Below are 26,026 nucleotides of genomic sequence, written 5' to 3' on the forward strand. Positions count from 1 at the left end.
TACGTCCTTGTAGGCTCTTACGCGGCATCCAGGCCGCGTAAGGTCCCGCGACGGTGAGCGGGCAAGGACCCGTCGAGATGGTCGATACGCAAAGTAAGAGCAGTGCTGGGTGCGCCTTGTTCAATCGTGAAGCATCGGCTCCACGTCTGATGCGCACCGCGCCCTCGACGCACCAAGCTTTTGATTCGAGCATCCGGTCGCGACTAAATAATCACACCGATGCAGGTCTCGGCTGCTTTGTATGTTGTGTATCGAGGGCTTGGAAGGGACGGATGGATCAGCGGTAGAGCAGTCGATCTGGCGCTTGGCTGCAGGGCCCTTGCCCGCCCACCATCGCAGGACACGCCGCAAGTACGTCCTTGTAGGCTCCGGCGCGGCATCCATGCCGCTCAGGGTCCCGCGACGGTGAGCGGGCAAGGACCAGTCGAGATGGTCGGTGTGCATGGAAGAGCAGTGCTGGGTGCGTCTCGTTCGACCATGAAGCATCGGCTCCGGGTCTGATGCACACCGCGACAGACGCTTTCAGATGAGTGCCGACGAATTGTCTGGTGCGGTGTCCTTGCCGGTTGCGGGACCGTGTGGCGGCATGGATGCCGCCACCGAGCCGCCGCCGTGGAGATTGCCGGCGCGCTTATTGCGTGCGCGTCAGTCCGTGACGGTGCAGCAGCTGCCGCAGGCGGCGCTGCACCCGCTGCAGGTCCGCCTGGTCCGCCTCGTCGAGAATGCCTTTGGCCAAGGCATCGAATTGCGGCCAGAACTGGCTGGGGTCGCGCACCCGCTGCGGCCAGACCGACAGCATCTTGCCCAGGTCGGCGAGTTGATGGCTGGTATGGGTATGTCTGCGTGTGCTCATGTCGCGTCCGCCGGCCAATCCAGTGCCACAGCGTGAACCGCGCCGTCGTCAACCAGGGTGAAAGCCAGCTCGGCCTGGGTCACGCCGTCGATCTCCAGCCGCGCCTCAATGCCCGGGCGTTGGGTGACGTCGATGACATAGGTGCTGCTGCCGAAGCGATAGCGCAGCTGGTAGCCCGGCCAGCCGGCCGGGATGCACGGCACGATGTGCATGCGCTCGCCGTGGCGCTGCAGGCCGAGCAGCGATTCGGTCAGCAGCCGGTACATCCAGCCGGCCGCGCCGGTATACCAGCTCCAGCCGCCGCGGCCGGCGTGCGGTGCCACCGCGTAGACATCGGCGGCCAGCACATAGGGCTCGGCCTTGTAGCGTTGCATGCCGGCCGCGTCGCGGGCGTGGTGGATCGGGTTGATCAGGCCGGCCAGTTGCCAGGCGCGCGCGCTGTCGCCGCGGTGGGCAAAGGCCATCGTCGCCCACACCGCCGCATGCGTGTACTGGCCACCGTTCTCGCGCACGCCGGGGACGTAACCACGGATATAGCCCGGGTCATGCCCGGTGCGGTCGAACGGGGGCACCAGCAGCTTGACGATACCGGCGTCGGCATCCACCAGCTGCTGGTGCATCGCCTCCATCGCCTGTGCACTGCGTGCAGGATCCATCGCCCCGGACAGCACCGCCCAGCTCTGCGACAGCGAATCGATGCGGCATTCGTCCGAATCGCTCGAACCCAGCGGCGTGCCGTCGTCGAACCAGGCCCGCCGGTACCACTGCCCGTCCCAGGCGTGCTGTTCCAGTGCGGTGCGCAAGGTCTGCGCCTGCGTGCGGCAGGTTGCCGCAAAGGCTGCATCGTCGCGCTGTGCGGCCACGGCGGAAAAGCGCAGTAAGGCGTCGTAGAGGAAAAAGCCCAGCCACACGCTTTCGCCCTTGCCGTCCTTGCCGACCCGGTTCATGCCGTCGTTCCAGTCGCCGCTGCCGATCAGTGGCAGGCCGCGCTCGCCCAGCCGTGCCATGCCGCGTTGCAGAGCGAGCACGCAGTGCGCGTACAGCGACTGCACGTTGCCGGTGATCTGCGGCAGGTCGTAATACGATTCCTCGTCGGGCTTGAGGGCGCGCCCGTCGATGAAGCTCACCCGCTCGTCCAGCACGCTGGCATCTGCGGTGACCTCCAGATAACGGCACAGCGCCTGCGGCAACCACAGAAAATCGTCCGAGCACTGCGTGCGCACGCCGCGGTCCTGCGGCGGATGCCACCAATGCTGCACATCGCCCTGCGCAAACTGATGCGCAGCACAGCGCAGCAGATGCGCGCGGGCCAGCGCCGGCTGCGCGTGCACCATCGCCATGCTGTCCTGCAGCTGGTCGCGGAACCCGTAGGCGCCACCGGACTGGTAGTAGCCGCTGCGTGCCAGGAACCGGCAGGCGATGGTCTGGTAGAGCAGCCAGCCGTTGGCCAGCAGGTCCACCGCCGGGTCGGGCGTGCGCACCTGCACGCTGCCCAGCACCTGCTGCCAGTGCGCGCGCACCGCCAGCAAGGCGGCCTGTGCGGCAGCGACGCCGCGGCTCTGGCGTGCCAGTGCCAGCGCGGTGTCGCGATCCACCGCCGCGCCCAGGCGGAACACCGTTTCAAAGCTCTGCTCGGCCGCCAGCGTCACCGGAATCTGGATCGCCGCGCACGGGTCCAGGCCGGCACCCACGCGCCCGGACAGGCGTTGCCGGCCGAGTGCTGCGGGCGCGGCCAGGCTGCCGTTGCGCCCGATGAATTCGCTGCGGTCTGCGGTGATGCTGCGGCTGGGCGCATCGGCATCGAAGAATGCCACCCGCCCGTCGAACTCGGTGTTGTACGGGTTGCGCGCGGTCAGCACGCTGCTGCCCAGGTCCACCTCGCTGACCACATGCAGCTGCGAGCGTGTGCGGATGTCGCCCAGCACCCATTCCACATAGCCGGTCACGCTGAGCCGGCGCGGGCGCCCGGACAGATTCTTCAGCCGCAGATGGCTGAACTTGATCGGCCGTTCCACATCGACGAACACCCACACCTCGCTGCCGATGCCGTGTTCGATATGGCTGTAGACGCTGTAACCGAACCCGTGGCGCACCGTGTAGCGCGCGTTGCCGCGACACGGCAGCGCCATCGGCGACCAGACCTGGCCGGTGTCTTCGTCGCGCAGGTAGAACGCCTCGCTGGAGGCATCGCCGACCGGGTCGTTGTGCCACGGCGTGAGCCGGAATTCGTGCGCGTTTTCGGCCCAGCTGTAACCGGGGCTGCTGTCGCTGACCACCGTGCCGAAGTGCGCATTGGCCATCACGTTGCACCAGGGCGCCGGCGTGGCCGTGCCCGGGTCCAGGGTGATGCGGTATTCGCGGCCGTCGGCAGCGAACGCGCCCAGGCCGTTGTCGAACGCCACCGCTTCTTCGGCTGCGGCCTGCAGGGTGGTGTCCAGGTAGGCGGCGTGCGTGCTGCTTGGATAATCGGCGCTGTCCAGTTGCTGGATGGGTTCCAGCGCCGGCGGCAGCGCGCGTGCGTTGGGGTGGCGTTGCAGCTGCGCGTCCAGGCTGCCGTTGGCATCGCTGAGGATCGCGCGCGCCACGGTCTGCAGCAGCACGCGGTCTTCCTGCGAGATGTGTTCGATGGCGCGCACGAAGATGCCGCCGGGGCGGTCGAGCACATTGGCCTCGGGGTCGGCGGCGATCAGGCCCAGGATGGCGTCCTGCAGCGACTGCCGATAGCCGGACTGGCTTTCGTTCCAGATCACCAGATCCGCGCGCAGGCCTTTCAGGCGCCAGTACGCGTGCGCCTGCACCAGCTGGCGCACCAGCTCCAGATTGTCCGGGTCGGTGATGCGCAACAGCACGATCGGCAGGTCGCCGGAGATGGCGTGACTCCACAACGCCGACTGGCCGCGGTGGTTGTGCAGCAGCACCTCGTTGTCGGCGCGCAGTTGCGGGTCCACGAACAGCACGCGCGCGGCCAGCCGCTCGTAGCGCATCGCATCGTCCAGCGAGGCATTGATCTGCCGGCGGGTGACCTGGCTCTGGGTCAGTGCCAGGTCGAACACGCGATCGGCCAGACGGCGGTCGCGGTACTTGTCGATCAACGCGGTGCAGGCCGCGCGCTGTGTGCCGACGCCGTAGACCATGTCCACCTGCGCCTGTTGGTCCGGTGCCAGCGAAATACGGCAGCGGATCGCCACGATCGGGTCCAGCACCGAGCCGGCTGCGCCGGACAGGCTGGTCTGACCGTGCAGCGCCAGCGGATCGCGGGTGCTGCGCCCGCGCCCGACAAACGCGGCGCGGTCGGTCTCGTAGGAGATCGACGCCACATCGGCATCGTGCACGGCCACCAGGTGCAGCATCCACGGCTGCGCTTCGTCATGCCCGCGCGGGCGTCGCGTGCACAGCAGCGCCTGTTTGTCGGCCAGGATCTCGGTCTGCACGAACAGGTTGCTGAAGGCCGGATGTGCCTCGTCGGCCTGCGCCGGTGCCAGCACCACTTCGGCATAGGTAGTGATTTCGATCACGCGCGTCTGCCGCGAGCGGTTGCGGATGCGCAGCCGGCGCAGTTCCACGTCGTCCTCGGCGGAAATGGCGATTTCCAGATGGCTGTCGTAGCGCTGGTGGCTGCCCTTGAACTCGGCCTTGGCCTCGGAAAAGATTGCCTCGTAGCGCTCCACCGGCACGCAGGTGGGCTGGTGCGCGGCCGACCACACCACGCCGCTGTCCACATCGCGCAGGTAGCAGAACGTGCCCCAGTGATCGCGGGTGCCGTCCTCGCGCCAGCGCGTCACCGCCATGTCGCGCGCGCGGCTGTAGCCACCGCCGGCCGAGGTCAGCATGCCGTGGTAGCGCCCGTTGGACAGCAACTGCAGCGCCGGCTGGGCCAGGCTGGGGTCGCGATGGATGCGCAAGGCCATGCCCGCCTCGGCGGCCACCGGGCGTTGCGCCGCGTCGGCCAGGCCTTTGACGTAGACGCCGGCGCGCGGTGCACGCTCCTGCAGCAGCAATAGCGTGGCCTGGAACTGCGGGTCGGCGACAAAGCGCCGCTGCATCGGCGCATCGCGCAACACGTGGTCCAGCGCCAGCAGCGCCATGCCCTGGTGATGCGACATGAACGAGCGCACCAGCGCGTGGTGTTCGCCACGCGGCACCCGCGACGGGGTGTAGTCGATCGCCTCGTACAAGCCGAAGCGCCCGCCAAATCCCAGCGCCTGCAACTGCTGCAGGTTGCGGCAGGCCGCATCCGGTTCGACCATCAGTGCCATGGCGCTGGCATATGGGGCGATCACCAGGTCCTGGCCCAGGCCGCGCTTGAGCCCCAGGCCGGGCACGCCAAAGGCGCGGTACTGGTAATTGCGCCGCGTATCGACCGTGTTGTAGCCCGATTCGGACACGCCCCACGGCACCGCGCGCGCGGCGCCGTAGCGGATCTGGGCCTGCACCGCGCCACGCATCGAGCGGCTCAGCAGCGTCTGCGGGTAGCTGGGCATCACCAGATCGGGCATCAGGTACTCGAACATCGAGCCGCTCCACGACAGCAGCGTCGGTTCGGCGCCGGTGTCGGTGAGCGTGCGCCCGAGTGCGAACCAGCTGTCCTGCGGCAGCTTGCCCTGGGCGATGGCCACGAAGATCCCTAAGCGTGCCTCGGAGGCGAGCAGATCGTAATGCCCGCTGTCCAGGCGGTGGTCGTCGACGTTGTAGCCGATCGAGAGCAACTGCTGGGCGGGGGTGTAGAGGAAGTCGTAGTCCATCTGCGCCAGTTGCCCGGCGATATGCGCAAGCCGTTGCAGCTCCTGCACGCGTGCGGCGGCCCAGGTCTGTACGCCAGGGGCGTGGTGGCCGGCAGCGAGTTGGCGCAGCGTGGCGACGGCGGCGCCAGGCGTCTGCGTTGCGTGCGCATCGGTATCGGCAGGCGTGCCTGCACAATGGACCACCTCGGCCAGGGCGCCCGCACAGCTGTCGATCAAGCGTTGCGGCCACGGCTCGTCGTCGTCGCTGCCCGGCATCAGCGCCAGGAGCGTGTGGCTCTGCGCCAGCAGCAGGGCCAGCGCCTGCTCGGCCTGGTGCAGGTTCGGCGCGGGCTGGCTGCGGATGCGCTGCACGCTCTGCGCCATCGCGTCCAGCGCCTCGGTGGCGGCGTCGCTGCGTGTGCGTGCTGGCGATGCCAGCAGGCCCAGGATGTCGGCCAGTCCATCGAATACGGCCATCGACACCGCCGGTGCATCCACCAGCGCCAGCAGCCCTTGCCGCAGCGTCAACAGATGCCCGACCAGGTTGCCGCTGTCCACGGTGGAGACGTAGCGTGGCAACAACGGCACCAGCGTTTCGGTGTCGTACCAGTTGTAGAAATGGCCGCGGTAGCGCGGCAGCGTTTCCAGCGTGGCCAGGGTATCGGCCACGCGGGTCATCACGCCGGCCACCGTCAGGTAGCCCAGATCGTAGGCGGCCAGATTGGCCAGCAGGCCCAGGCCGATATTGGTCGGCGAGGTGCGGTTGGCCACCACCGTGACCGGATATTCCTGCACGTTGTCCGGCGGCAGCCAATGATGCTGCGCCGTGCAATGGCTCTCGAAGAACGCCCAGGTTTGCCGCGACAATCCACCCAGGAAGGCGCGCTGCTCCTGCGACAGCTGTGCCACCGGCGCGGCGGGCTGCTCGCCCAGCCAGGCCATCAACCAGGGCGCGCCCATCCACGCCAGCCCCAGCGGCAATGCCGCCCACAGGGCCAGCGGCGACCACCAGGCCACCGCGGCGACCACCAAGGCCGCACTGCAGGCCGCGCCGGCCATCAACTGTTGCTCGGCATTGCCGCTGCGCGCGCTGCGCTCCACTTCGCTGGAGGGCGCCCACTGCAACAGGTGGCGCCGGGTGATCGTCATCCGCACCAGCGTGCGGGCGATTGCCGACAGCTGCAGCCCCGCTTCGAATGGCAGGCAGGCCAGCACCACGCCGGTGCGCAGCAGGTGCTGACGCAGCCCCATCCCGACCTGGCGCGCGTGATGGCGCAGTCCCAGGCCCTCGGGCGGATGCGCCAGCGCATACAGCGCTGAACACAGCCCCGGCAGCAACCACAGCACCAGCAGCCACAGCGTCCAGCGCAACGGGGTGGGCGAGACCAGCCAGCCGATCACCAACAAGCCCAAGGCGGCCGGTGCCACCAGGCTGCGGCGCAGGTTGTCCAGCAACTTGCCGCGCGACAACCACGACAGCGGATTGCGCGCGCGTCGGCCGCCACGGTCGGGCACCCACGGCAACAGCCATGGCAACAACTGCCAGTCGCCACGCACCCAGCGTGCGCGCCGCTTGGCATCGGTGGCATAGCGTTGCGGATGCCGTTCGTACAACCGCACGTCGCTGAGCAAGCCGGCGCGCACGTAGCAGCCTTCCAGCAGGTCATGGCTGAGTACACGGTTGTCGGGGAAGCGGCCGGCCAGCACCTGCTCGAAGGTGGCCACCGCATAGATGCCCTTGCCGATGAAGGAGCCTTCGCCGAACAGATCCTGATACACATCCGACACCACGCGGGTGTACGGGTCGATGCCCGGCTCGATGCCGAACATGCGCGCAAACCGCGATTCGCCGCCCTCGCTCATGCCGGTGCCCAGGCCGGGCTGCAGAATGCCGTAACCGGCCTCGACGATCTGCCCGGACGCATCCATGCGCGGCACATTCAACGGATGCGACATCGCCCCGACCAGCGCGCGTGCCGCATCCCGCGGCAGGTGGGTGTCGCTGTCGAGCGTGATCACATAGCGCACCTGTACCAGCGCGGCCACATCGCCCTGCACCTGCAGGAATTCGCTGGCTGCCTGCAGCCGCGCGTCGTCGGCGCACAGCAGGCGGTTGAGCGCCTCCAGCTTGCCGCGCTTGCGCTCTGCGCCCATCCAGCAGCCCTCGCCGGCGTTCCACTGGCGTGCGCGGTGCAGCAGGAAGAAACGGTCGCCGTGCGCATCGGCATAGGCCGCGTTGAGCCGGTCGATGTGCTGCGCCGCATGCGCCACCAGCGCCATGTCTGTGGGCAGCACTGCCTGCCCGGCATCGAGGAAATCGGTGAGCAGCGCGAAGTACAGCTGCGCGTCGCGGTTGGCCAGGTAGTGCACCTCCAGCGCGCCGACCAGCTCGTCGATGGCCTCGTGGTTGGCCAGCATGCTCGGCATCACCACCAGCGTGCGGCAATCGGGCGTAATGCCGGCGCGCAGGTCCATGCGTGGCAACGGACGCGGGCGCACCCACAGCGTTGCCACCCAGTTGACCAGCGCAATGCCCAGCTCGCTGGCGGCCAGCAGCGCGATGCCGGCGGTGATCCACCGCAGCATTGGCGGCGCTGCACTCATGCCCTGCAGCAGCACGCCGGTCCACAGCAACGCGACCGCTGCGATCGGCAACAGGTAGACCGGCAGCGCAACGCGACGCGCACGTGGGCGCAGTGGCGCCGGCGTGCCTGACGCGGCTGGGTCGCGCAGCGCGGCGCGCAGCCGCGGCAAGCCCGCATCCACCAGGTAATAGCCCACGTGGCTGGCCACCGGCGTGGCGGCATCGGCGTGCGCGGCCAGCTGCAGCACCGCCTCGGCCACGGCCGGCTCGTCGCGCTCCAGGCGCTGCGCCAGCTGTTCCACCACATGCCGGTAGCTATCGCGGGTATGGAAATCCATGCGTGCGTAGACGTCGGCCGGATCCTTGCGCAGGCTCTGCTCGACCACGCTCATGGCCTCGACGAAGTCGCGCCAATCCATCTCGTCCAGGAACCGCAGGCTACCGATGCTGTTGCTGATCGATACCTGCTCGGCTGCCTGGCGCTGGCTTTCGGCGTGCACCAGCGCTTCCACACTGTGGCCCTCGCTTGCCAGCCATTGCTCCACCCAGGCGCTGGCCATCGACAACACCGGCCCGCGGCCCTGGATGCCACGCGTCAGCTCGGCCACGAATGCACCGGTGGCCGGCGGCTGCGAGCGTGCCAGGTCGGCCACCACCACCACCACATCCTTGGGCTGGGTGGCGGCAGTGGTGTTGAGCAATGCCGCCCAATGCGCCGCCAGGCTGCTGTCGCGTCCATCGTGCATGATGTCGTCGGCAATGCGGCGCAGGTTGTCGATCAGCGCCAGCCGCAACATGATCGGAATCGCCCACAACTCGCCGAGCTTGAGTGGCACCACCTGCTGGTAGGCGGCGATGAAACGGCTCAGCGTGATGACGTCCACGCGCCCGTCGCCATGCGCCACCACCTGCAAGCCCAGCTCATACACGCGCGGCAGGCCCACCGAGGTGGGCGTGCGCAGGCGCGGCAATTGCCGGCTGTAACCGGGCGGAAGATGCTGGCGCGCCAGGCGCATCTGTTCTTCGACCAGATAATAATTGTCCAGCAACCATTCGCCGGCCGGGTGCAGCTGCACGCCGTCGGCCGCCATCTCGCTCAATCGTGCAGCGGTGCTGCCAAGCGAGCGCTGGTTGGATTTGAGCTGCGCCAGCAGCAGCTCGCGCGTGGGCCCGGTATGCAGCACATGGGCCTGCGCCAGCGCCTGTCCCAGCGCTTGCATCTGTTCGTCGCCGAACAGGGCCGCGCCTTGCGGCGCTGGATCGACCGGAGACTGTTGCAATGTTGCGGCTGGCTGCGTGATCGACTGCCACCAGAGGGAGAACGCAGAAGCCTTCCGCTGTAGCGGCATCGAGACATGACCTGTGCAGCAGGTGCGCCGCTAGAGGTTGTGATCATGCGCGCTGGCCCGGTGGCGCATGTGAAGGCAGGTCACTTCATCGCGATGGTTTCTTCCTGGCACGCGCTAGAGGCAGCCGCGTTGGCTAATTGCCCGCACAGGAGGCTCCATCTGCCGCGCACATCACGCCATCGATCCAGCTGACATATCGCGAGATGCGCACGTTGTAGACCATTTGCCCATAAAAGCCAGCCTCTAGCGCGTGTTCCGGAACTGCCGTGATCCACGACCCCAGCCCGATGAGTCGCCAAGTGCCCTGACCTTGCACAACGAGGGGGCCGCCGCTGTCACCGCTTCCCAACACACCTTCGAGTGGCAGGCCTTGTGCGGGGGGATCGAATCGATACCAGAGGTAGCGGTCGTTGGCGCCAGTAATGGCGTTGTACGCCCGCCTCAGCGCGCCACGATGTGGAGAGTTGGGAATCTGCCCTTCAATGCCATTGCCGGTTGCCCCCTTTCCTACAAACATGGCGACTTCCGTGACCTCATCGCTGCCTCGATAGAGAGCGACCGGTGCAACCTGCTCAACAGGCGCATCCAACGCGATCAACGCGATGTCATCCGAACCTGCCAGAAAGGCGTGAATCCTGGACGGATCGCCCGACTTCAACGCGTCTTGGCCCAATGCGTCGGGCATGTGCTTGTAGCCAGGATGGACGAATACCCGAGCAACTTTGTAGGCGTTCCCGTTGATGGCTACCTCCGCATCCATGCCTTCCATGGGAGCCGCGTGTGCGGCGGTGACGACCCACTTCGGCGCGATGAGCACGCCATGCCCTTCGCCTGGCATGTCCGCCAGCGCAGGAAACGCTGATTGTTCGATGCGATATTCTGAGTCGTCAACATCGGCGCGGATGACAACCCCCTTCGCCGCGAACGAAAGGGTGAGCAAAGCGACAAACAGCCAGCGTTTCATGTATCCGCACTTCCCTGTAGGTCTTGATCTGAGGCCTATCTGCAACGCGTTTGCAAATCCCGCCACACGATAGCTGAGCAGGCTAGAGATAGGGCACGCGATCCGACGAAGTGGGCTGGGGGACGACGAAGTGCAGGAAACGATGCCTGAAGCCGATAGCAGTCGTTAACTCCCGCACAGTCCAAGGAAGCCCGGCGCCTCATGCGCGAGGCGATCGCACAGGGGCTGGCCACGCAGATCGAGGGCTGATCACGGCAAGCCGCGGCGCGGCGCAGCATGTTTCCCGTCGCCAACGCGGCCGTCTTTTCCGATGGCATTGCCGCAGCGGTACCGGCTCCGGGCACACCGCGCGCTCGGCTGGGCGTCGCTCTCACGTGCGCACTGCAAGGCGGTCGGGAGCGCTCCAGGGTGCATCCAGCATCGCAATCACGGGCCGATGCTGCGCTGATTGCGCGACCGATCGCGCATCGACCTCAGGGCGCGTCCATCAACGGAATCACCTCGCGGTCCTGTGCCTCCACCGCCACCAGGCGCTGCAGCAGCAGCGACAAGGTCACCACGTCCTGGTGGTTGTGCTCGGCCACGCGGCGCAGGTTGCGCGCGCTGCCGCCGCGCAGGTAGCTCAGCCATGCCGCCGGGGCTTCGGAGCCGGGCAGGTCGTCCTCGCGTACCACGCGCAGCAGTTGCCGTTCGATGGTGGCCAGCTTGCAGTTCTCCCAGGTGCCGCGGTAACGCCGGCGCGTGGGGAACAGCAGGTCCACATGGTCCAGCGCGGAGATCGGGTCGCCGCGGCGCGCCAGCCGGTAGCGCGTCTTCAACAACGGCGCGTCGTAGCAGCGGCCGTTGTAGCTGGACAGCACCGTCTGCGGCGACAGCCAGCTGCGGAACAGGTCCAGCATCGCGCTTTCGGCCGCCATCGTGGACATCATCAGCTGGCGCACGCGCAGCCCGCTGCCCTGCGCAGCGTCGATGTGCCAATCGGCCACGCCGATCATGAAGGCGCGCGTACCGGTGCCGCCGGCCAGGCCGGTGGTCTCGGTGTCGAAGAACAGCAGGTCCATCGGGTCCACCGCGTCCTCGCGCTTGGCGAAGGCCAGCGACAGCGCCTGGTGCGGAATCGCCTGCGGCAGGAAGGCTTCGATCAGGTGCAGGCCGGGCGCGATCTCGTTGCCGGGCAGCTGCCGGTCGGTGGAGGCCGCACGCAGCGGTGCGTGCGTCGAGACCGCGCGCTCGCGCAGGCCGATCATCCGGCGCAGCCCGGCGATATCGGTACGTCGCTGCGGTGCCGGCAGTGATGTGGGTGCAGCCGGTGTCGCGCGCACCGCCGGCATACGCGCGGCCGCATCGGCCGCCGCGCCTGCCGGCTTGTGGCGCACCTCGTGCTCCACCCAGGCAAACGCCGAGGTATCGCGCGCAGGCGGCGCCGCAACCGGCGCCTGCAAGGCGCGGCGCGTCATCGCCGCTGCGGCGGGCTGGGGACGGGGTGCAGGGACAGCCTCTGCGCTGCCGGGCTGCGCGCTTGGCGTAATCGCACCGCGCGTCAGGGCGCGTGACGCAGACGCAGCCGCACCCGGTGCAGGCTGACGTTGGGCACGCGTGGGCATCACCGCATCGTCCCTGCGCGGTGCAGGCGTCAGCCCGCCGACCTGACGGCGTAGCAGGCGCAAACGTTCTGCGCTCACGCCAGGGTCGCTGCCAGGCACCGGTGCTGCCGGCGCACGCGTCGGTGCCGTTGCAGACATTTCACTTGCGGCACGCGTGCGCGCATCGCCCACAACAACTGCTTCACCAGATGTTCGTCCGACCACTGCGGAGTGCATCTGTTGTGCAGGCGAAAGCATCATGCATTCGGTCGCGAACGCTGAGGTTTCATCGTCCACGCCGGTCTGCGCGATCGCCGGCGCATCGCAGGGCGAAGATGCACCACGACGCACCTCACGTGCGGCAATGTCGCTAATAGGAGCAGGATCCGCGACTGCGCGTGCCATCGCTGCATGCGGCGCAACAGGCGCGCCTGCATTGGAATGCAGTTGGGGCACTCCACCAAGAATTCCGGCATCCGCATCAACCACAGGCGCTGCCTGCGCGCCATGCGCTGCATCGCCGTCTGCAACCGCCACCGGCGCACGCACATCGGCATGCCCGGCCTGGCGCCGCAACAGCCGCAGCCGGTCCGCACTCACACTCATGCAAGCACGTCCAGCGCCAGGTCCTCGTCCACCTGGGTGGCATGCCGCAACGGCGCATCGGCATCGAACAACAGCGCCAGCACGGTCAATGCCAGCGACTTGGGCGACTCGCCCTTGCCTTCCTCGTGCGCGGCCAGCACCGGGCCCACGCAGGCCGGGCAGCCGGCGCTGCAATCGCATCGCCGCACCAGCTCGTCGGCGCGCTGCAGCAGCTCGGCCTGGCGCAGCCACAGCGGCTCGCTCAGGCCCACCCCGCCAGGAAAGTTGTCGTACAGGTAGACGGTGGGCACAAACGCCTGCTGCAACTCCACCGCGCCTTCTTCACCCTCGTCCACGCCACGCAGCTGCCCGCGCCCGGTCTGGTCGGCCACCGCAAACCACGCGCCGTCGCCATTGCCCACGGCTTTTTGCAGGTCGCGCGCATCGGCCATCACCGCCACCGTGGCCACCACGTGCAGCGCGTAGGCCGCACCCAGGAAACCATCCAGCGCGTCCTGCTTGGACGCAAACGCCTTGCCCAGGGTGGCCTGCGGCAGCTGCCACCACACCGCGGTGGTGTGCAGTTCCTGGTCGGGCAGATTGACCGGCCCGTAGCCGATGTTCTCGTGCGTGTAGTAGCGGATCTTCTTGTAGCCGGACACGCGCCGCACCACATGCACCTCGCCATGATGCGAATCGCCGCGCCCGGCCACGCCGCCGTCGAAGCGGTCCAGCACCTTGAGCTTGGTGTAGTCGATGCTGTCGGTGTAGTAGTCCACGTGAGTGCGCGTGACATAGGCCTTGCGGCCTTCCCAGTCCAGCCGCTCCACCTGGTACGGCGTGCTCTGCACCATGTGGATGGCGCCTTCGTACAAGGTCAGCGCAGCGGCCGAGTAATCCACCTCGGCAATGATCTGCTGCTTGCCGTCGCTCTTGTCCACCACCACGAAGTTGCCGTCGGCCACCGAGCGCAGGCTCACCGCATTGGCCGGGTAGCTGTCGGCGATCCACTCCCAGCGGTCGCCTTCCTGGTGGATCACCTCGCTTTCGGCCAATGCTTCCAGGAACACCAGCGGGTCGATCGGCCCGAACGGTTCGCTGGCAATGAACGGCAGCTCGAACGCCGCGCAGCGGATATGGTCGAACAGGATCAGCGGCTGGTCCGGCGCGATGCGTGCGTGCTCGGGCGAGGCATCGGCGAAGAAATCCGGGTGCCGCACCACGTACTGGTCCAGCGGCTGCGAGCTGGCCACCAGCACGCCCAGCGCCGGTTGCTGGCGCCGCCCGGCACGGCCGAAGCGCTGCCAGGTCGCCGCCACGCTGCCGGGGTAGCCGTTGAGGATCACCACATCCAGCGCGCCGATATCCACGCCCAGCTCCAGTGCCGAGGTGGAGACGATGCCGTCGATGTTGCCCGCGCGCATCGCGCGCTCCACCTCGCGCCGTTCGGTGGGCAGGTAGCCGCCGCGGTAGGCACGGATGCGTGGCGGCTTGCGCGGGTCGTGGTCGAAGATGTCTTTGAGGTATTTGGTCAGCACTTCCACCATCAGCCGCGTCTGCGCGAACACCAGCGTCTTCAGCCCGCTCTTGATCGCGATGCGCGCGATGCGGTTGCTCTGCGAGCGTGCCGACGCGCGCAGCCCCAGGTCGGCATTGACCACCGGCGGGTTCCACAGCAGCACGTGCTTGTCGCCGGTGGGCGCGCCGGACTCGGTGATCGCGTGCACCTGCTCTTCGATCAAGGCCTGCGCATGCGCATGCGGGTTGCCGATGGTGGCCGAGCACAGGATGAACTGCGGGTTGGCACCGTAGAACGCGCAGATGCGCTTGAGCCGGCGCAGCACGTTGGTGACGTGGCTGCCGAACACCCCGCGGTAGGTGTGGATCTCGTCGATCACCACATAGCGCAGGTTCTCGAAGAACTGTGCCCACTTGGTGTGATGCGGCAGGATCGCCTGGTGCAGCATGTCCGGGTTGCTCACCACGATGTCGCCATGCAGGCGGATCGCCTGGCGCGCATCGCCCGGCGTGTCGCCATCGAAGGTGAAGGCCTTCACCCCCAGCGCGCCGGCGCGGTTCAATTCCAGCAACTCGGCCACCTGGTCCTGTGCCAGCGCCTTGGTCGGGAACAGGTACAGCGCCTTGGCGCCGGAGGTCATCGCCGCGCTCACCACCGGCAACGTGTAGCACAGCGACTTGCCCGAGGCGGTGGGCGTCACGATCGCCACATGCTCGCCGCGCTGGGTGGCCGCCCAGGCGTCGGCCTGGTGGCTGTAGAGCCGGTCGATGCCGCGCGCGCGCAAGGCATCGGCCAGCGCGGCCGGCACATCGTCCGGGATCGGCGCATAGCGGCCCTCGCGGCCGGGCAGGGTGAAGCTGCCGGTGATGCGGTCGTGGTAACGCCGTTCCAGGCGTTCGGTGAGCAGTGCGCCATCGCGGCTGGGCCGGCCATCGGTGGTGGCCAGCGCGCGTTCGGCGGTTTCGGTGCGGGGAGCGAGGGCAAACGGAGGCATACGGCGGCTCCCAAAGAGGGGCATGAGACAGGGGAGGTGTCTCAGGGTATGAGACCGGGGCCAAACCGGCGAGCCTGTGTCACTGAGCGGATTCAGCAAGCCGGGTATTCTGTTGCCCCCGCCGCGTCACCGTTGCCTGCACGGCGTGGGCTCCCCCCTCTCGAAGAACCGCCGTGCCCGTTTCCCCCAGCATCACCGCCCCGCACTACAAGACCCGCTCCGCCCGCCGTGCCGATGTGATCGTGCATGCGGCCGGCCTGTTCCTGGCCATCGTCGGCGGTGCCTGGATGGTCTGGCGCGCCCATGCCAACCAGACCATGCTGCTGGCCACCTGCGTGTACGCGCTGGGGCTGCTGGTGATGTTCGGCTGCTCGGCGGCCTACAACTTCGCCCCGCCGCAGCGCCAGCCGATGCTGCGCAAGTTCGACCACGCCGGCATCTTCGTGATGATCGCCGGCTCCTACACGCCGTTCCTGCTGGTCGCCCTGGACGGCACCTGGCGCTGGGCGATGATCCTGGGCGTGTGGGGCGTGGCCTTGTTCGGCGTGTTTGCCAAGCTGTTCCTGCCCGGCATCGCCAAGGGCTTCTGGGTGGCGATCTACCTGCTGCTGGGCTGGGCCGGCATCGTGGTGATCAAGCCGTTCGTCGCCGGCCTGGACAGCACCGTGCTCTGGCTGATCGCCGCCGGCGGCGCGTTCTACACCGTGGGCGTCACCTTCTACGTGCGCAAGTCGCTGGTCTACAACCGCGCCATCTGGCACGCCCACGTGCTGGGCGGCGCGCTCTCGCACTGGTGCGCCATCTGGTTGTGCCTGCGGCCGTTGGGCGGGGTGTAGCCAGGTCGGCCGCCTCGCCCGGCGCAGCCGACTTGCCTCACCCGGAGTGATACTTTAGTGTCACTCCATGCGCACAGAACTTGTCACCACGCTCAAGCGTCAGGCCACCGAACTCCTCGCTGATGTCGAGCGCGACAAGGAGCCGATCCTGATTACCCAGCATGGTCTGCCCAGCGCATATCTGGTCGATGTCACCAGCTATGAGCGCCTGCAGCAGCGGATGGCGATCCTCGAAGGTATCGCCCGTGGTGAAATGGCGGTAGCGGAAGGCCGCAGCCTGAGCCACGAGCAGGCCAAACAACGCCTGGCGCGATGGCTGAAATAGTCTGGTCGGAGCCGGCGGTGGCCGACCTGGACGCGATTGCCGACTACATTGCACTTGAGGACGCAGCCGCCGCAGCGGCACTGGTGAGACGGGTGGTTGCGCATGTCGAGCAATTGGCCGAGCACCCGGAGAGCGGGAGCCGCCCGCAGGAGCTCAAGCGCTCCCGCTACCGTCAAATCGTCGAACCACCGTGCCGCGTGTTCTACCGTGTGGATGGGCAGCGCGTCGTCGTGGTTCACGTGATGCGCTCGGAGCGGTTACTCCGGAGAAATCGTCTTTCGCGCTGACAGCGCCCCCCCCCTACAACTTGGTCTTCAACACCGCCTCGAAGGCCGCGTCCGGCGCGATGCTGTCGGAGAGCACGATCACCGAATGCAGCGTGCCCCGGGCCTGCACGTTGTACTCAAAGCCCACCGGCGTGCCGCCGTGGCTGAACACCTCGATCTCGCTGTACTCGCCAAGCCGGCCTTCGTAACTTTCGCGATCGAAGCCGTGCTCCTTGGCAAAGTTGCCGGCGGCGGTACGTGCGCCTTCCCACACCGCGTCCTCGTAGGTCATCGGCTGCAGCAGGCTGATCAGGTGCGTCGCGCAGGCGCTGGTGCTGGTCACGCCATAGCCATCGACCTCGCCCATCAGCGGGATCTTGTGCCTGGTGCGCTTGGGCGTGGCGGTGACCGTGCAGCCAAGTTGCTGCAGGTTGGCAAGGGTGAAGTGCTCGGCTTCCGGGCGCGGCGCGCCGGGGGTGCCGGCGCCGGTACAGGCGCACAACGCGCAGAGCAGGCCGAGTGGGAGGCAGCGGTGTAGGCGAAGGTTCGGCAAGGGGGCGTCCATGCAAGCAAGGGGGCAAGTGCGGCACCGCGGTCGGCGGTGCGCCGGATGCGGGCGCATCGGCGGCCGTGGAGTATCCACCGCTGCCGGCTGGCGCGCCAGGCGCGCTGTGGCCGGCCGCGTCGCGACGGCGCGGTGCACGTTTCCCTCACCCGCAGCCGCGTGGCGTGCCGCGGCCGTACTCACCTCACCGCGTCGGCACCCGCATGCGGATGCCGTCCGTCGCAAAGGACGGGTCCAGCGGCGCCCGCCGCTGCACCCACATGTCGCCCATCATCCGGTCCAGCCCGCGGTCCAGGCCGGTGACCAGCCCCGCACCCGGGGTGAAGGTCAGCTCGCCGAAGTAGATCTGCCCGCGCTGGATGTACCAGTCCACCCGCACGTAATCGACATCGCCCGCCAGCCGCTTGCTCAGTTCCAGCGCCTGTTCCAGCAGCGCCGGCGGGCTGGGCGGCGTGCGCCCGTCGTCGCGGATGCGGTGGAAGGCCGTGTGCAGGTTGTTCACGAAGAAGGTCATCGCCAGCTTGGGCGTGTCGAAGCGCCCGTAGATCACCTGCAGCACGTACTGAAAACTGCCGTCGGCCTGGCGGAACATGTGGAACTTGTAGTCCACCGGCACCTGCTGCGCATCGCCGATGTACTCCTCCACCAGGATCCGCGGCGGAATATCGCGGTAATGGATCTCGCGCACCATGTCGGAGAAGTCGGTGCGCAGCCACTGGCCGCAGCGCTCGATGATGCGCCGTTTCTGCACCGCGTCCGGCTCCTCGCGCACCACCTCCACCATCGCCGCGCCATGGTTGGCCTTGATCACGGTCTGCCGCCACTGCGGCAGGCGCAACAGCTCCTGCGGGTCGGTGCTGTCCAGCAGCAGCGGGATCAGGTGCGCCTCGCCGATCCTGGCCGCCACATACGGGCGCACCGCAAACTTGTCCGCCAGCCGCTGGTACAGCGGGTAATCGCCGTGCACGCACTTGCGGTAGAGGATCTTCTCGTTGAAGCACTTGGGCGCATACAGGTCCGGCAGCCGCCCGAAGGTGTGCAGGTAATACAGCCGGTCCTGGTGCCGCCAGGGCAGGGTACGCAGCAGGCCGCGCGCGCCTTTGCGCAGCAGGCGCCTGAGGCCCGGGATGTCCGAGGCCGGTGCGGGCAGCTGCGGTGCCGGGGCCACGCAGCGCTCGTCGAACGAGGCCATCAACGGCGGCGGCATGGCCAACCATCCTTGCGCTGGCGCACCGCGCCCGCCCACCAACGGCGTGGTGAGCGCCAGCATGTTGTCGGTCATGTGGAAATCCTTGATCCGCTAATAAAGTGCGACACCAGTCACATTTTATTGTGACGTAGCGCACGATATACGGAAAAGGCGAGACCAGGGGAGCAATTTGTCTCAAACCGCCTGCTGGCCTGAATCAGGTCGCTTTCGCGCCCCGGCCGGCCGCCTCCAGCCAGCAAGCCGGCGCCGCAAGGGCCTGCCAGCGCCAGGCATGGCCCGGTCCGCTGCGCCGCCGGGCCGGGCCGGGGCGTGGCACCCTTCGGCCACCGGGCCGGCCGTGGCATGGCCCGGTCTGCCCTTTGCACGCACCGGCGGCAACCGGCACCGTAGCCCGCTCACCTCAACGGAGCCGTCTGCATGACCATCACCATCACCGCCTTCGAACGCTCGCCCGACGGCGGCAAGGGCCTGGTGCGCGATCTGCGCGTGCGCTGGGCGCTAGAAGAGGTGGGCCAGCCCTACCAGGTGCGGCGGGTGCCCTTCGCCGCGCTGAAGCAACCCGCGCATCTGGCCCTGCACCCGTTCGGCCAGATCCCCACCTTCGAACAGGGCGCGCTGGTGCTGTTCGAAACCGGCGCCATCGTCCTGCACATCGCCGAGCGTTATCCCGGCCTGCTGCCGGCCGACCCCAACGCCCGCGCCCGTGCCATCGCCTGGATGTTTGCCGCGCTCAACACGGTGGAGCCGCCCAGCCTGGAGCTGGCCACCGCCACGCTGCTGGAAGCGGACAAACCCTGGACCGCAGAGCGCATGCCGCTGCTGCAAAGGCGCATCCGCCGGCGCCTGCAGCACCTCACCGCGCACCTGGGCAGCAACGCCTGGCTCGATGGCGACTTCAGCGTCGGCGACCTGCTGATGGCGTCGGTGCTGCTGCGCATCGGGCACTTCGGCCTGCTGGACGCCTTCCCCGAACTGCTGGCCTATGTCGCCCGCGCCGAACGCCGGCCGGCCTACCAACGCGCCTTTGCGGCGCAGTGGGCGATCAACGGCGCAGGTGCCTGAGCGAAGGGGCCAACGGCAGGGAGCTCGCTGCCCGCCCGCCTCGGGGCAGTGTCTGCTTCCCATGCCCACAGGCACGCGCAGTCGCATGGCGCGCCGACATCGCGCACCATCGCCGTCTTCAACGGAATGGAGTGACCCATGCGCACAACCCACGTCCTGGCCCTGGCCGCCCTGTGCAGTGCGCTCGCCGCCTGCACAGACACAGGCCGGCCAGCGCCTACCGACCAAGCGTCAGCGGCCACGCCTGCAGCGGCCGCAGCCACGGCAGGCCCCGGCGCAGCAGCGCCGTCGCCGGATCGAACAACCGCCCTCACCCAGGGCGTGAGCCAGCAGGCACGGCGCTACCTGTGCCCGCAGGGTCCGGGCGCGTGCAAGGCCAGTGGGCCATTGGTGGCCGACTCCGAGGCAGAAGCACAGTGGCTGCTCACCCACGGCTACCCCACCGAGAGCGAGCGCGCACGCCTGGATACCTTGCACCTGGACCAGCTCAAGGCAGCGTCGCAGGCAGGCAACCAGGCCGCCACGGTGGTCTATGGCATCAAGACCGCAGTTGCCGGCCGCTTCTCCACCGGCGTCGGCATCCTGCGGCGGGCCGCACTGGCCGGCAACCTGTATGCCTACTACGGCCTGTCGGAGGTGTACGCCAGCGACACGCAGCACAAGAACCTGGTCGACAGCCTGGCCTACCTGCGCCTGGCGTCCCTGCTGGGTGATGGCAAAGCCGCGCGCGCCATCGCGGCGAAAGGACTCAGCGGCGTCGAAAACGCCGTTGCCGACGAGCGCGCCGCAGCGCTCTACAAGACGTTTTCCAACTACCAGCGCCCGGCGCCCAGACCGCTCGACTAAGCGTGCAATGCGCGGCCCGAATGCACGGCCGTGCAGGAGCCACTGCCGGCGCAGCTGCAGCAGCCCGGCGCCTCACCGGGCACGGCCCGGCAGGCCGTCAACGCAGCACGGCGGCCTGCGCGGCCGCCACACCGCCCAACGCCCGCCTCACCAGACCTGCGCACGCTCCTGATCGGAGCGCACCATCGTATCGCCGGCCTTGCACGAGAACGCCTTGGCGTACTGCGGCATGTTGGACGGCCCGGCATTGACGCGAACGCCACTGGGCGGATGCGGGTCGGCGTTGAGTGCCTTCACCTGTGCTTCTTCCCGGCGCGCACTGCGGTGCTTCCGCGCCCAGTTGATGAAGAAGCGCTGCTCGGGCGTATACCCATCGATGGCGACGTTGCGCTCGGGGTGCTGTTGCAGATCCAGCATCAACGCATCGTAGGCGGTGCCGACCCCGGTGAAGTCGGCGATGCTCTCGCCCAGCACCAGCTGCCCGTTGACGTGCAGGTTCGGGCGGTTCTTGAGCGGCACGTAGCTGCTCATCTGCTGCTTGATCCTGTCGGTGCGGGTGTCGAACGCGGCAACATCCGCGGGCAACCACCAATTGCGTGTGGCGCCGATGGCATCGAATTGCCTGCCCTCGTCATCGAAGGCATGGCTGATCTCGTGACCGATCATGGTACCGATCCCGCCATAGTTGAGGCCATCGTCGGCAGTGGCACTGAACAACAGCGGCTGCAGGATCACCGCAGGAAAGAAGATGCTGTTCTGGCGCGGCGCGTAGAAGGCATTTACGGTCTGCGGCGCCACATCGTCCCAGCTCATCCGATCGGCCGGCTTGCCGATCCTGGCCATGTCGGCGCGGTGGCTGAAAGCGGTCGCACGTTCGATATTGCCGAGATAGGCGCCCTCTTCCAGCCGCAAGCCCGACCAATCCTGCCACCGGTCCGGATACCCGATCTTGGGAACGATGTTGGCCAGCTTGTCCAATGCCTTGGCCTTGGTCGGAGCGCTCAGCCAGTCGGCATGCGTGATGCGCAGCTTCATGGCGGCACGCACGTTTTCCACCAGCGCCAGCGCCTGCTGCTTGGAGGCAGGAGAGAAGTGGCGGGCCACATAGAGCTGGCCCATCGCCTCGGCGATCGTCGTGTTCAACGCATCGATCACCTGCTTCCAGCGTGGCGGCTGCACCTGCCGGCCCTCCAGCGTCTTGGCGTAAAACGCGAAATGGTTCTCCACGAACGGCTTGCTCAGGGCCGGTGCCGCATCGTCGATGGCGCGGAAGCGCAGGTAGGCTTTCCACTGCGCCACCGGCGCGCGCTGCAACTGCGCATCGAATGCCTTGAAGAACGCCAGCTGCGACAGCGCCAGGCCGCTTTCCCCTTCGACACCTTGCGCGGCCATGAAGCGGTCCCAGGCGAAATGCGGCGTCAGCGCATTGGCCTGTGCCGTGGTGAGCCAGTGGTAGGTGTTGCTGGGCTCGCGCATCTGGGCCGGCGTCAGCAGCGCGGCGGCCAGGCGGCTTTCCAGTTGCAGCACCTGCGCTGCCTGCACCGATGCCTGTGCGGCCGGTGTTCCCGCCAGCACGAACGACCGCGCGATATACGCCAGGTAGGCTTTGCGAATGCCGGCATATTGCGCATCGGCATAGTAATCCTTGGAGGGGAGCGTCATGCCTTCGACGTTGGCATAGGCCACCATCGTCGAAACGTCCTTTTCATCCGGATGCGCAACAAACTGAAACAGCACCGTGGCGCCTTGGGCATGACGTTGGGTAATGAAGCCGGCAATGGCGCGCGCATCCTTCAGCGCATCGATCTCGGCGAGCCGTTGCCGGATCGGCGCCGCGCCCAGGCGCTCGATGCCCGCCTCGTCCATGCCCGAGGCGTAGAACGTCCTGACCAGCTGCTCGATCGAACCGGCTGTCGGCTGCGACTGCAGCAACGCCTCTGCAATGGCGTGCTGATCCCGATAGGCGCGGTTGTAGAAATCAAACGAGGTACCAATGCCAACCTCGTCGTCAGGGATGCCTTTGGCAAGCGCCTTGCCGTTGGCAAAGGCATTCAGATCCTGGCAGGGGTCGGCAGCGGGATCCAGTTCGTTGATATCCAACGCCGGTGCAGCGGCAGTGGCCATCGGAACCGGCGCTGCAGGTTTGGCGTTGATTGCCTGCTCGCTGGCCTGCTTGCAACCGCTCAATGCCATGAAGGTCGCAAGCGCGAGAAGGTTCCTGCTCAACATGGTCGTGGCAGCCGTACATGGGGGAGTGCAGCGAGCTTAGTCGAGCGCTTGGCGCAGTCTGCGCGCAGACGAACAAAGTTGAGCATTCCCCCAACGCGATCAGCGGCCCGTATGCGCAAAAACGAAGTGGTGCCGTCACGACGACCGCATCACGGCCCGCGTCGAGGGCGCGATGCCACCATGCGCTGTAGAGTGTTCGCACATGCCGCTGCAATGCCATCCATGCATCCACGGCCACCAACCCACCACGCGGCAAAACGCCCGCCTCACCAGACCTGCGCACGCTCCTGATCGGAGCGCACCATCGCATCGCCGGCCTTGCACGAGAACGCCTTGGCGTACTGCGGCATGTTGGACGGCCCGGCGTTGACGCGTACCACGCTGGGCGGGTGCGGGTCGGCGTTGAGCGCCTTCACCTGCACTTCTTCCCGGCGCGCATTGCGATACAGCCGAGCCCAGTTGATGAAGAAGCGTTGCTCGGGCGTGTAGCCATCCACGGCGACATTGCGCTCGGGGTGTTGCTGCAGATCCAGCATCAGCGCGTCGTAGGCGATGGTGACCCCGGTGAAGTCGGCGATGCTCTCGCCCAGCACCAGCTGCCCGTTGACGTGCAGGTCCGGCCTGCTCTTGAGCGGCACGTAGCGGCTCACCAGTTGCTTGATCTTGCCGGTGCGCGCCTCGAAGGCCGCCCGGTCCGCCGGCAGCCACCAGTTCCGGTTGGCACCGATGGCATCGAACTGGCTGCCCTCGTCATCGAAGCCGTGGCTGATCTCGTGGCCGATGAACCCGCCGATTCCGCCATAGTTGAGGCCATCGTCGGCCGTTGCCGCAAACAGCGGCGGCTGCAGGATCACCGCGGGGAAGTAGATGCTGTTTTCGCGTGGTGCGTAGAAGGCATTCACGGTCTGCGGCGCCACATCGCCCCAGCTCTTGCGGTCCACCGGCTTGCCGACCTTGGCCATCTCGGCGCGGTGATTGAACGCCGCCGCCCGTTCGATGTTCTGCAGGTAGGTGCCGGTGTCCAGCTGCAGGCCCGACCACGCCCGCCAGGTGTCCGGATACCCGATCTTCGGCATCATGTTGGCCAGCTTGTCCAATGCCTTGGCCTTGGTCGCAGCGCTCATCCAGTCGGCGTGCGCGATGCGCAGCTTCATGGCGGCGCGCACATTCTCCACCAGCGCCAACACCTGCTGCTTGGAGGCCGGGGGAAATTTCTGGGCGACATACAGCTGGCCCATTGCCTCGGCGATCGTCTGGTTCAACGTGGTGATCACCTGTTTCCAGCGCGGCTGCTGCACCTGCCGGCCCTCCAGCGTTGTGGAGTGGAACGCGAAGTGATTCTGCGCGAACGGCTTGCTCAGTGCCGGTGCCGCATCGTCGATGGTGCGGAAGCGCAGGTAGGCTTTCCACTGCGCCACCGGCGCGCGCTGCAACTGCGCATCGAATGCCTTGAAGAACGCCAGCTGCGACAGCGCCAGGCCGCTTTCCCCGGTGACACCTTGCGCGGCCATGAAGCGGTCCCAGGCGAAGTGCGGCGTCAGCGCATTGGCCTGCGCGGTGGTGAGCCAGTGGTACATGTTCTTCGGCTCGCGCTGCTCGGCCGGTGTGAGCAGTGCGGCGGCCAGGCGGCTTTCCAGCTGCAGCACCTGCCCGGCCTGCACGGCCGCTTGCTCGGCCGGCACGCCGGCCAGGACGAACGTGCGCTGGATGTACGCAAGGTAGGCCTTGCGGATGGGAGCGTACTGCGCGTCTACGTAATAATTTTTTGCGGGCAGCGTCATGCCGTCGACCAGGGCATAGCCCACCATCTTCGACACGCTCTGCGCGTCGGGCTGGGCAACGAACTGGAACAGCACGTTGGCGCCCTCGGCGTGGCGCTGGGTGATGAAGCCGGCAATGTCGCCCGCATCTTTCAAGGCATCGATCGCCGCCAGCCGCGGCTGGATGGGCGCCGCGCCCAGGCGCTCGATGCCCGCCTCGTCCATGCCCGAGGCGTAGAACGTCCTGACCAGCTGCTCCACCGAGCCGCTGGCCGGCTGCGTTTTCAGCAAGGCCTCTGCAATGGCGTGCTGATCCCGATAACTGGCGTTGTAGACGTCATACGAGGTGCCGATGCCCACCTCGTCGTCGGGGATGCCCTTGGCCAGCGCCTTGCCATTGGCGAATGCATTCAGATCCTGGCAGGCGTCGGCAGCGCGATCCAGTTCGTTGATATCCAGTGCCGGTGCCGCCGCGGTGGCTGCCGCCGCAGGCGTGGGTGTGGTGGGCGCGGTCGCTTGCTCGCTGGCCTGCTTGCAACCGCTCAATGCCATGAAGGTGGCAAGCGCGAGACTGTGTCTGCTCAACATGGGCGTGGCAGCCGTGCATGGGGAAGGTGCCGCGAGCTTAGGCGAGCCTTGCGCGCAGGCTGCGCGCGGGCGAACAAAGTTGAGCATTCCCGCGCCCGCAACGGCACATGCGTGCAGGAAAGCGAAGCGCCGGCGGCGCACCAGCGCCGGCACCACCGCAGCGCAGGTGTCGCTAACGGTTGAGCTGCGGAATCTTTGCAAACGCCTCGGCAATGAAATCCATGAACACCAGCGCGCGCTTGGGCACCAGCCGGTTGGCGGCGTAGACAATCTGCATCGGTGCCGGCGGCGGCGCAAAGGCATCCAGCACGGTCTGCAGTTCGCCCGAGGCCAGGCCTTCGGCGTACAGCCACGCCGGGCCCAGGCCGATGCCGAGCCCGGCGCTGACCGCCGCGCGCGCGGCCTCGGGCGAGTTGACCCGGAACCGGCCGGACACCGGCACGTCGGTATCGCGGAAACGCCAGCTCGCCCCGGTGCTGAGCAGCGTGTACAGCACGCAGTCGTGGTGGCGCAGGTCCTCGGGCACGGCTGGCACCCCGCGCCTGTCCAGGTAGGCGCGGCTGGCCACCGTCACCCGCGTGAACGCGCCGATGCGGCGTGCGCGCAGCGCGCTGCTGTCCAGGTGACCGATGCGGATGGCCAGCTCCGCGCCTTCGTCGAGCAGGTTCACGTAGCGGTCGTTGATCTGCAGGTCCAGCTCCAGTGCCGGAAACCGCTGCAAGAACGCCGGCACCAGCGGCAGCACGAAGGTGTGCGACAACGCCGTGGGGCAGGCCACCCGCAACAGCCCAGAGGGCTGCACATCGTCGCGCAGCGCCATTTCAGACTCACCCACCGCATCCAGGATGCGGCGCACCTCCGCGTAATAGCGCTCGCCCTCCGGGGTGAGCACCAGCTTGCGGGTGGAGCGGTTGAGCAGCCGGGTCTGCAGGTGCTGCTCCAGCGCCGCCACATGCCGGCTGACATTGGGCTGGCCCAGCCCCAGGTCGCGCCCGGCGGCGGAAAAGCTGCCCGTCTCCACCGCGCGGGCAAAGCAGGTCATCAGCAGAAACCGGTCCATGCGTCCTCGATTCATGCGCACAGCGCATGAAGGTTATGTTCCCGCAGGATCTTATAGCAGCCGGCGCATGGGGCGAAGATGCCGCATCGAAGGCCGCCATACGGCGGCCGGGCACCGCACCATCAGG

15 protein-coding genes and 1 pseudogene are annotated in these 26,026 nt (G+C 67.6%); 5 read left to right on the forward strand and 11 right to left on the reverse strand.

What is annotated here, in order from left to right:
• Nucleotides 1-631: 631 nt before the first annotated feature.
• From CPBF1521_RS00210 to CPBF1521_RS00230, 6 genes and pseudogenes are all read right to left on the reverse strand, one after another.
• Entirely contained in the window at nt 632-853 is a 222-nt protein-coding gene (locus tag CPBF1521_RS00210; protein ID WP_115675521.1) for a hypothetical protein, read from the reverse strand.
• Nucleotides 850-9,507 carry a glycoside hydrolase family 94 protein gene (locus CPBF1521_RS00215; protein WP_115675522.1) on the reverse strand — a complete coding sequence of 2,886 codons (8,658 nt, stop codon included), beginning with the start codon at nt 9,505-9,507 and terminating at the stop codon, nt 850-852. The genes CPBF1521_RS00210 and CPBF1521_RS00215 overlap by 4 nt, the downstream gene beginning before the upstream one ends.
• Before the next feature lie 133 nt (nt 9,508-9,640).
• Nucleotides 9,641-10,471, reverse strand: a complete 831-nt coding sequence (locus tag CPBF1521_RS00220; RefSeq protein WP_115675523.1) for a S1 family peptidase — start codon at nt 10,469-10,471, stop codon at nt 9,641-9,643.
• A 473-nt stretch (nt 10,472-10,944) separates the two neighbouring features.
• Nucleotides 10,945-11,928, reverse strand: coding sequence for a ribonuclease H-like domain-containing protein (locus CPBF1521_RS21835; protein WP_370659367.1), 984 nt, complete (start codon nt 11,926-11,928; stop codon nt 10,945-10,947).
• A 486-nt stretch (nt 11,929-12,414) separates the two neighbouring features.
• A pseudogene (locus tag CPBF1521_RS21840) lies at nt 12,415-12,660 on the reverse strand (hypothetical protein); the annotation flags it as partial.
• Nucleotides 12,657-15,152 carry a DEAD/DEAH box helicase gene (locus CPBF1521_RS00230; RefSeq protein WP_166766693.1) on the reverse strand — a complete coding sequence of 832 codons (2,496 nt, stop codon included), beginning with the start codon at nt 15,150-15,152 and terminating at the stop codon, nt 12,657-12,659. The gene CPBF1521_RS00230 and the pseudogene CPBF1521_RS21840, both read right to left, overlap by 4 nt.
• 173 nt (nt 15,153-15,325) lie before the next feature.
• Between CPBF1521_RS00230 and trhA the strand changes: the two genes are divergently transcribed.
• The 3 genes from trhA to CPBF1521_RS00245 all read left to right on the forward strand — a co-directional run bounded on the left by trhA (nt 15,326) and on the right by CPBF1521_RS00245 (nt 16,600).
• On the forward strand, nt 15,326-15,988 hold the full coding sequence (trhA, locus tag CPBF1521_RS00235) for a PAQR family membrane homeostasis protein TrhA (protein ID WP_104585950.1): 663 nt from the start codon (nt 15,326-15,328) through the stop codon (nt 15,986-15,988).
• Nucleotides 15,989-16,055: 67 nt separating this feature from the next.
• On the forward strand, nt 16,056-16,313 hold the full coding sequence (locus CPBF1521_RS00240) for a type II toxin-antitoxin system Phd/YefM family antitoxin (protein WP_104585948.1): 258 nt from the start codon (nt 16,056-16,058) through the stop codon (nt 16,311-16,313).
• Nucleotides 16,301-16,600: a type II toxin-antitoxin system RelE/ParE family toxin gene (locus tag CPBF1521_RS00245; RefSeq protein WP_104585946.1), complete on the forward strand. Its 300-nt coding sequence runs from the start codon at nt 16,301-16,303 to the stop codon at nt 16,598-16,600. The genes CPBF1521_RS00240 and CPBF1521_RS00245 overlap by 13 nt, the downstream gene beginning before the upstream one ends.
• A 13-nt stretch (nt 16,601-16,613) precedes the next feature.
• Here CPBF1521_RS00245 and CPBF1521_RS00250 read toward each other — a convergent pair whose 3' ends face one another.
• Together CPBF1521_RS00250 and CPBF1521_RS00255 are read right to left on the reverse strand one after the other, a co-directional pair.
• Entirely contained in the window at nt 16,614-17,132 is a 519-nt protein-coding gene (locus CPBF1521_RS00250; RefSeq protein WP_235858366.1) for a hypothetical protein, read from the reverse strand.
• Nucleotides 17,133-17,328: 196 nt separating this feature from the next.
• Nucleotides 17,329-18,426 (reverse strand): ATP-grasp fold amidoligase family protein, encoded by a 1,098-nt coding sequence (locus tag CPBF1521_RS00255; protein WP_235858367.1) that lies wholly within the window; start codon nt 18,424-18,426, stop codon nt 17,329-17,331.
• 345 nt (nt 18,427-18,771) lie between these two features.
• Between CPBF1521_RS00255 and CPBF1521_RS00260 the strand changes: the two genes are divergently transcribed.
• Complete coding sequence (locus CPBF1521_RS00260) at nt 18,772-19,416, forward strand: glutathione S-transferase family protein (protein WP_115675525.1); 645 nt, start codon at nt 18,772-18,774, stop codon at nt 19,414-19,416.
• Nucleotides 19,417-19,554: 138 nt separating this feature from the next.
• Nucleotides 19,555-20,262 carry a hypothetical protein gene (locus CPBF1521_RS00265; RefSeq protein WP_115675526.1) on the forward strand — a complete coding sequence of 236 codons (708 nt, stop codon included), beginning with the start codon at nt 19,555-19,557 and terminating at the stop codon, nt 20,260-20,262.
• Between the two features lie 147 nt (nt 20,263-20,409).
• On the opposite strand, the gene CPBF1521_RS00270 is transcribed toward CPBF1521_RS00265, so the two are convergent.
• The 3 genes from CPBF1521_RS00270 to CPBF1521_RS00280 form a co-directional block, all read right to left on the reverse strand.
• Nucleotides 20,410-22,491 (reverse strand): M13 family metallopeptidase, encoded by a 2,082-nt coding sequence (locus CPBF1521_RS00270; protein ID WP_115675527.1) that lies wholly within the window; start codon nt 22,489-22,491, stop codon nt 20,410-20,412.
• Between the two features lie 266 nt (nt 22,492-22,757).
• Nucleotides 22,758-24,839 (reverse strand): M13 family metallopeptidase, encoded by a 2,082-nt coding sequence (locus CPBF1521_RS00275; protein ID WP_115675528.1) that lies wholly within the window; start codon nt 24,837-24,839, stop codon nt 22,758-22,760.
• A gap of 172 nt (nt 24,840-25,011) precedes the next feature.
• Nucleotides 25,012-25,899 carry a LysR family transcriptional regulator gene (locus CPBF1521_RS00280; protein ID WP_115675529.1) on the reverse strand — a complete coding sequence of 296 codons (888 nt, stop codon included), beginning with the start codon at nt 25,897-25,899 and terminating at the stop codon, nt 25,012-25,014.
• Nucleotides 25,900-26,026: the final 127 nt, after the last annotated feature.

This window comes from Xanthomonas euroxanthea (assembly GCF_900476395.1).
GTDB classification, from domain to species: Bacteria; Pseudomonadota; Gammaproteobacteria; order Xanthomonadales; family Xanthomonadaceae; genus Xanthomonas; species Xanthomonas euroxanthea.

Coding starts and splice junctions, on each gene's coding strand:
- CPBF1521_RS00220 (WP_115675523.1), bottom strand. CDS start 10,471: ATGAAACGCTGGCTGTTTGTCGCTTTGCTCACCCTTTCGTTCGCGGCG.
- CPBF1521_RS00240 (WP_104585948.1), top strand. CDS start 16,056: ATGCGCACAGAACTTGTCACCACGCTCAAGCGTCAGGCCACCGAACTC.
- CPBF1521_RS00275 (WP_115675528.1), bottom strand. CDS start 24,839: ATGTTGAGCAGACACAGTCTCGCGCTTGCCACCTTCATGGCATTGAGC.
- CPBF1521_RS00260 (WP_115675525.1), top strand. CDS start 18,772: ATGACCATCACCATCACCGCCTTCGAACGCTCGCCCGACGGCGGCAAG.
- CPBF1521_RS00215 (WP_115675522.1), bottom strand. CDS start 9,507: ATGCCGCTACAGCGGAAGGCTTCTGCGTTCTCCCTCTGGTGGCAGTCG.
- CPBF1521_RS00210 (WP_115675521.1), bottom strand. CDS start 853: ATGAGCACACGCAGACATACCCATACCAGCCATCAACTCGCCGACCTG.
- CPBF1521_RS00255 (WP_235858367.1), bottom strand. CDS start 18,426: ATGACCGACAACATGCTGGCGCTCACCACGCCGTTGGTGGGCGGGCGC.
- CPBF1521_RS00280 (WP_115675529.1), bottom strand. CDS start 25,899: ATGGACCGGTTTCTGCTGATGACCTGCTTTGCCCGCGCGGTGGAGACG.
- CPBF1521_RS00230 (WP_166766693.1), bottom strand. CDS start 15,152: ATGCCTCCGTTTGCCCTCGCTCCCCGCACCGAAACCGCCGAACGCGCG.
- CPBF1521_RS00245 (WP_104585946.1), top strand. CDS start 16,301: ATGGCTGAAATAGTCTGGTCGGAGCCGGCGGTGGCCGACCTGGACGCG.
- CPBF1521_RS21835 (WP_370659367.1), bottom strand. CDS start 11,928: ATGACGCGCCGCGCCTTGCAGGCGCCGGTTGCGGCGCCGCCTGCGCGC.
- CPBF1521_RS00270 (WP_115675527.1), bottom strand. CDS start 22,491: ATGTTGAGCAGGAACCTTCTCGCGCTTGCGACCTTCATGGCATTGAGC.
- CPBF1521_RS00265 (WP_115675526.1), top strand. CDS start 19,555: ATGCGCACAACCCACGTCCTGGCCCTGGCCGCCCTGTGCAGTGCGCTC.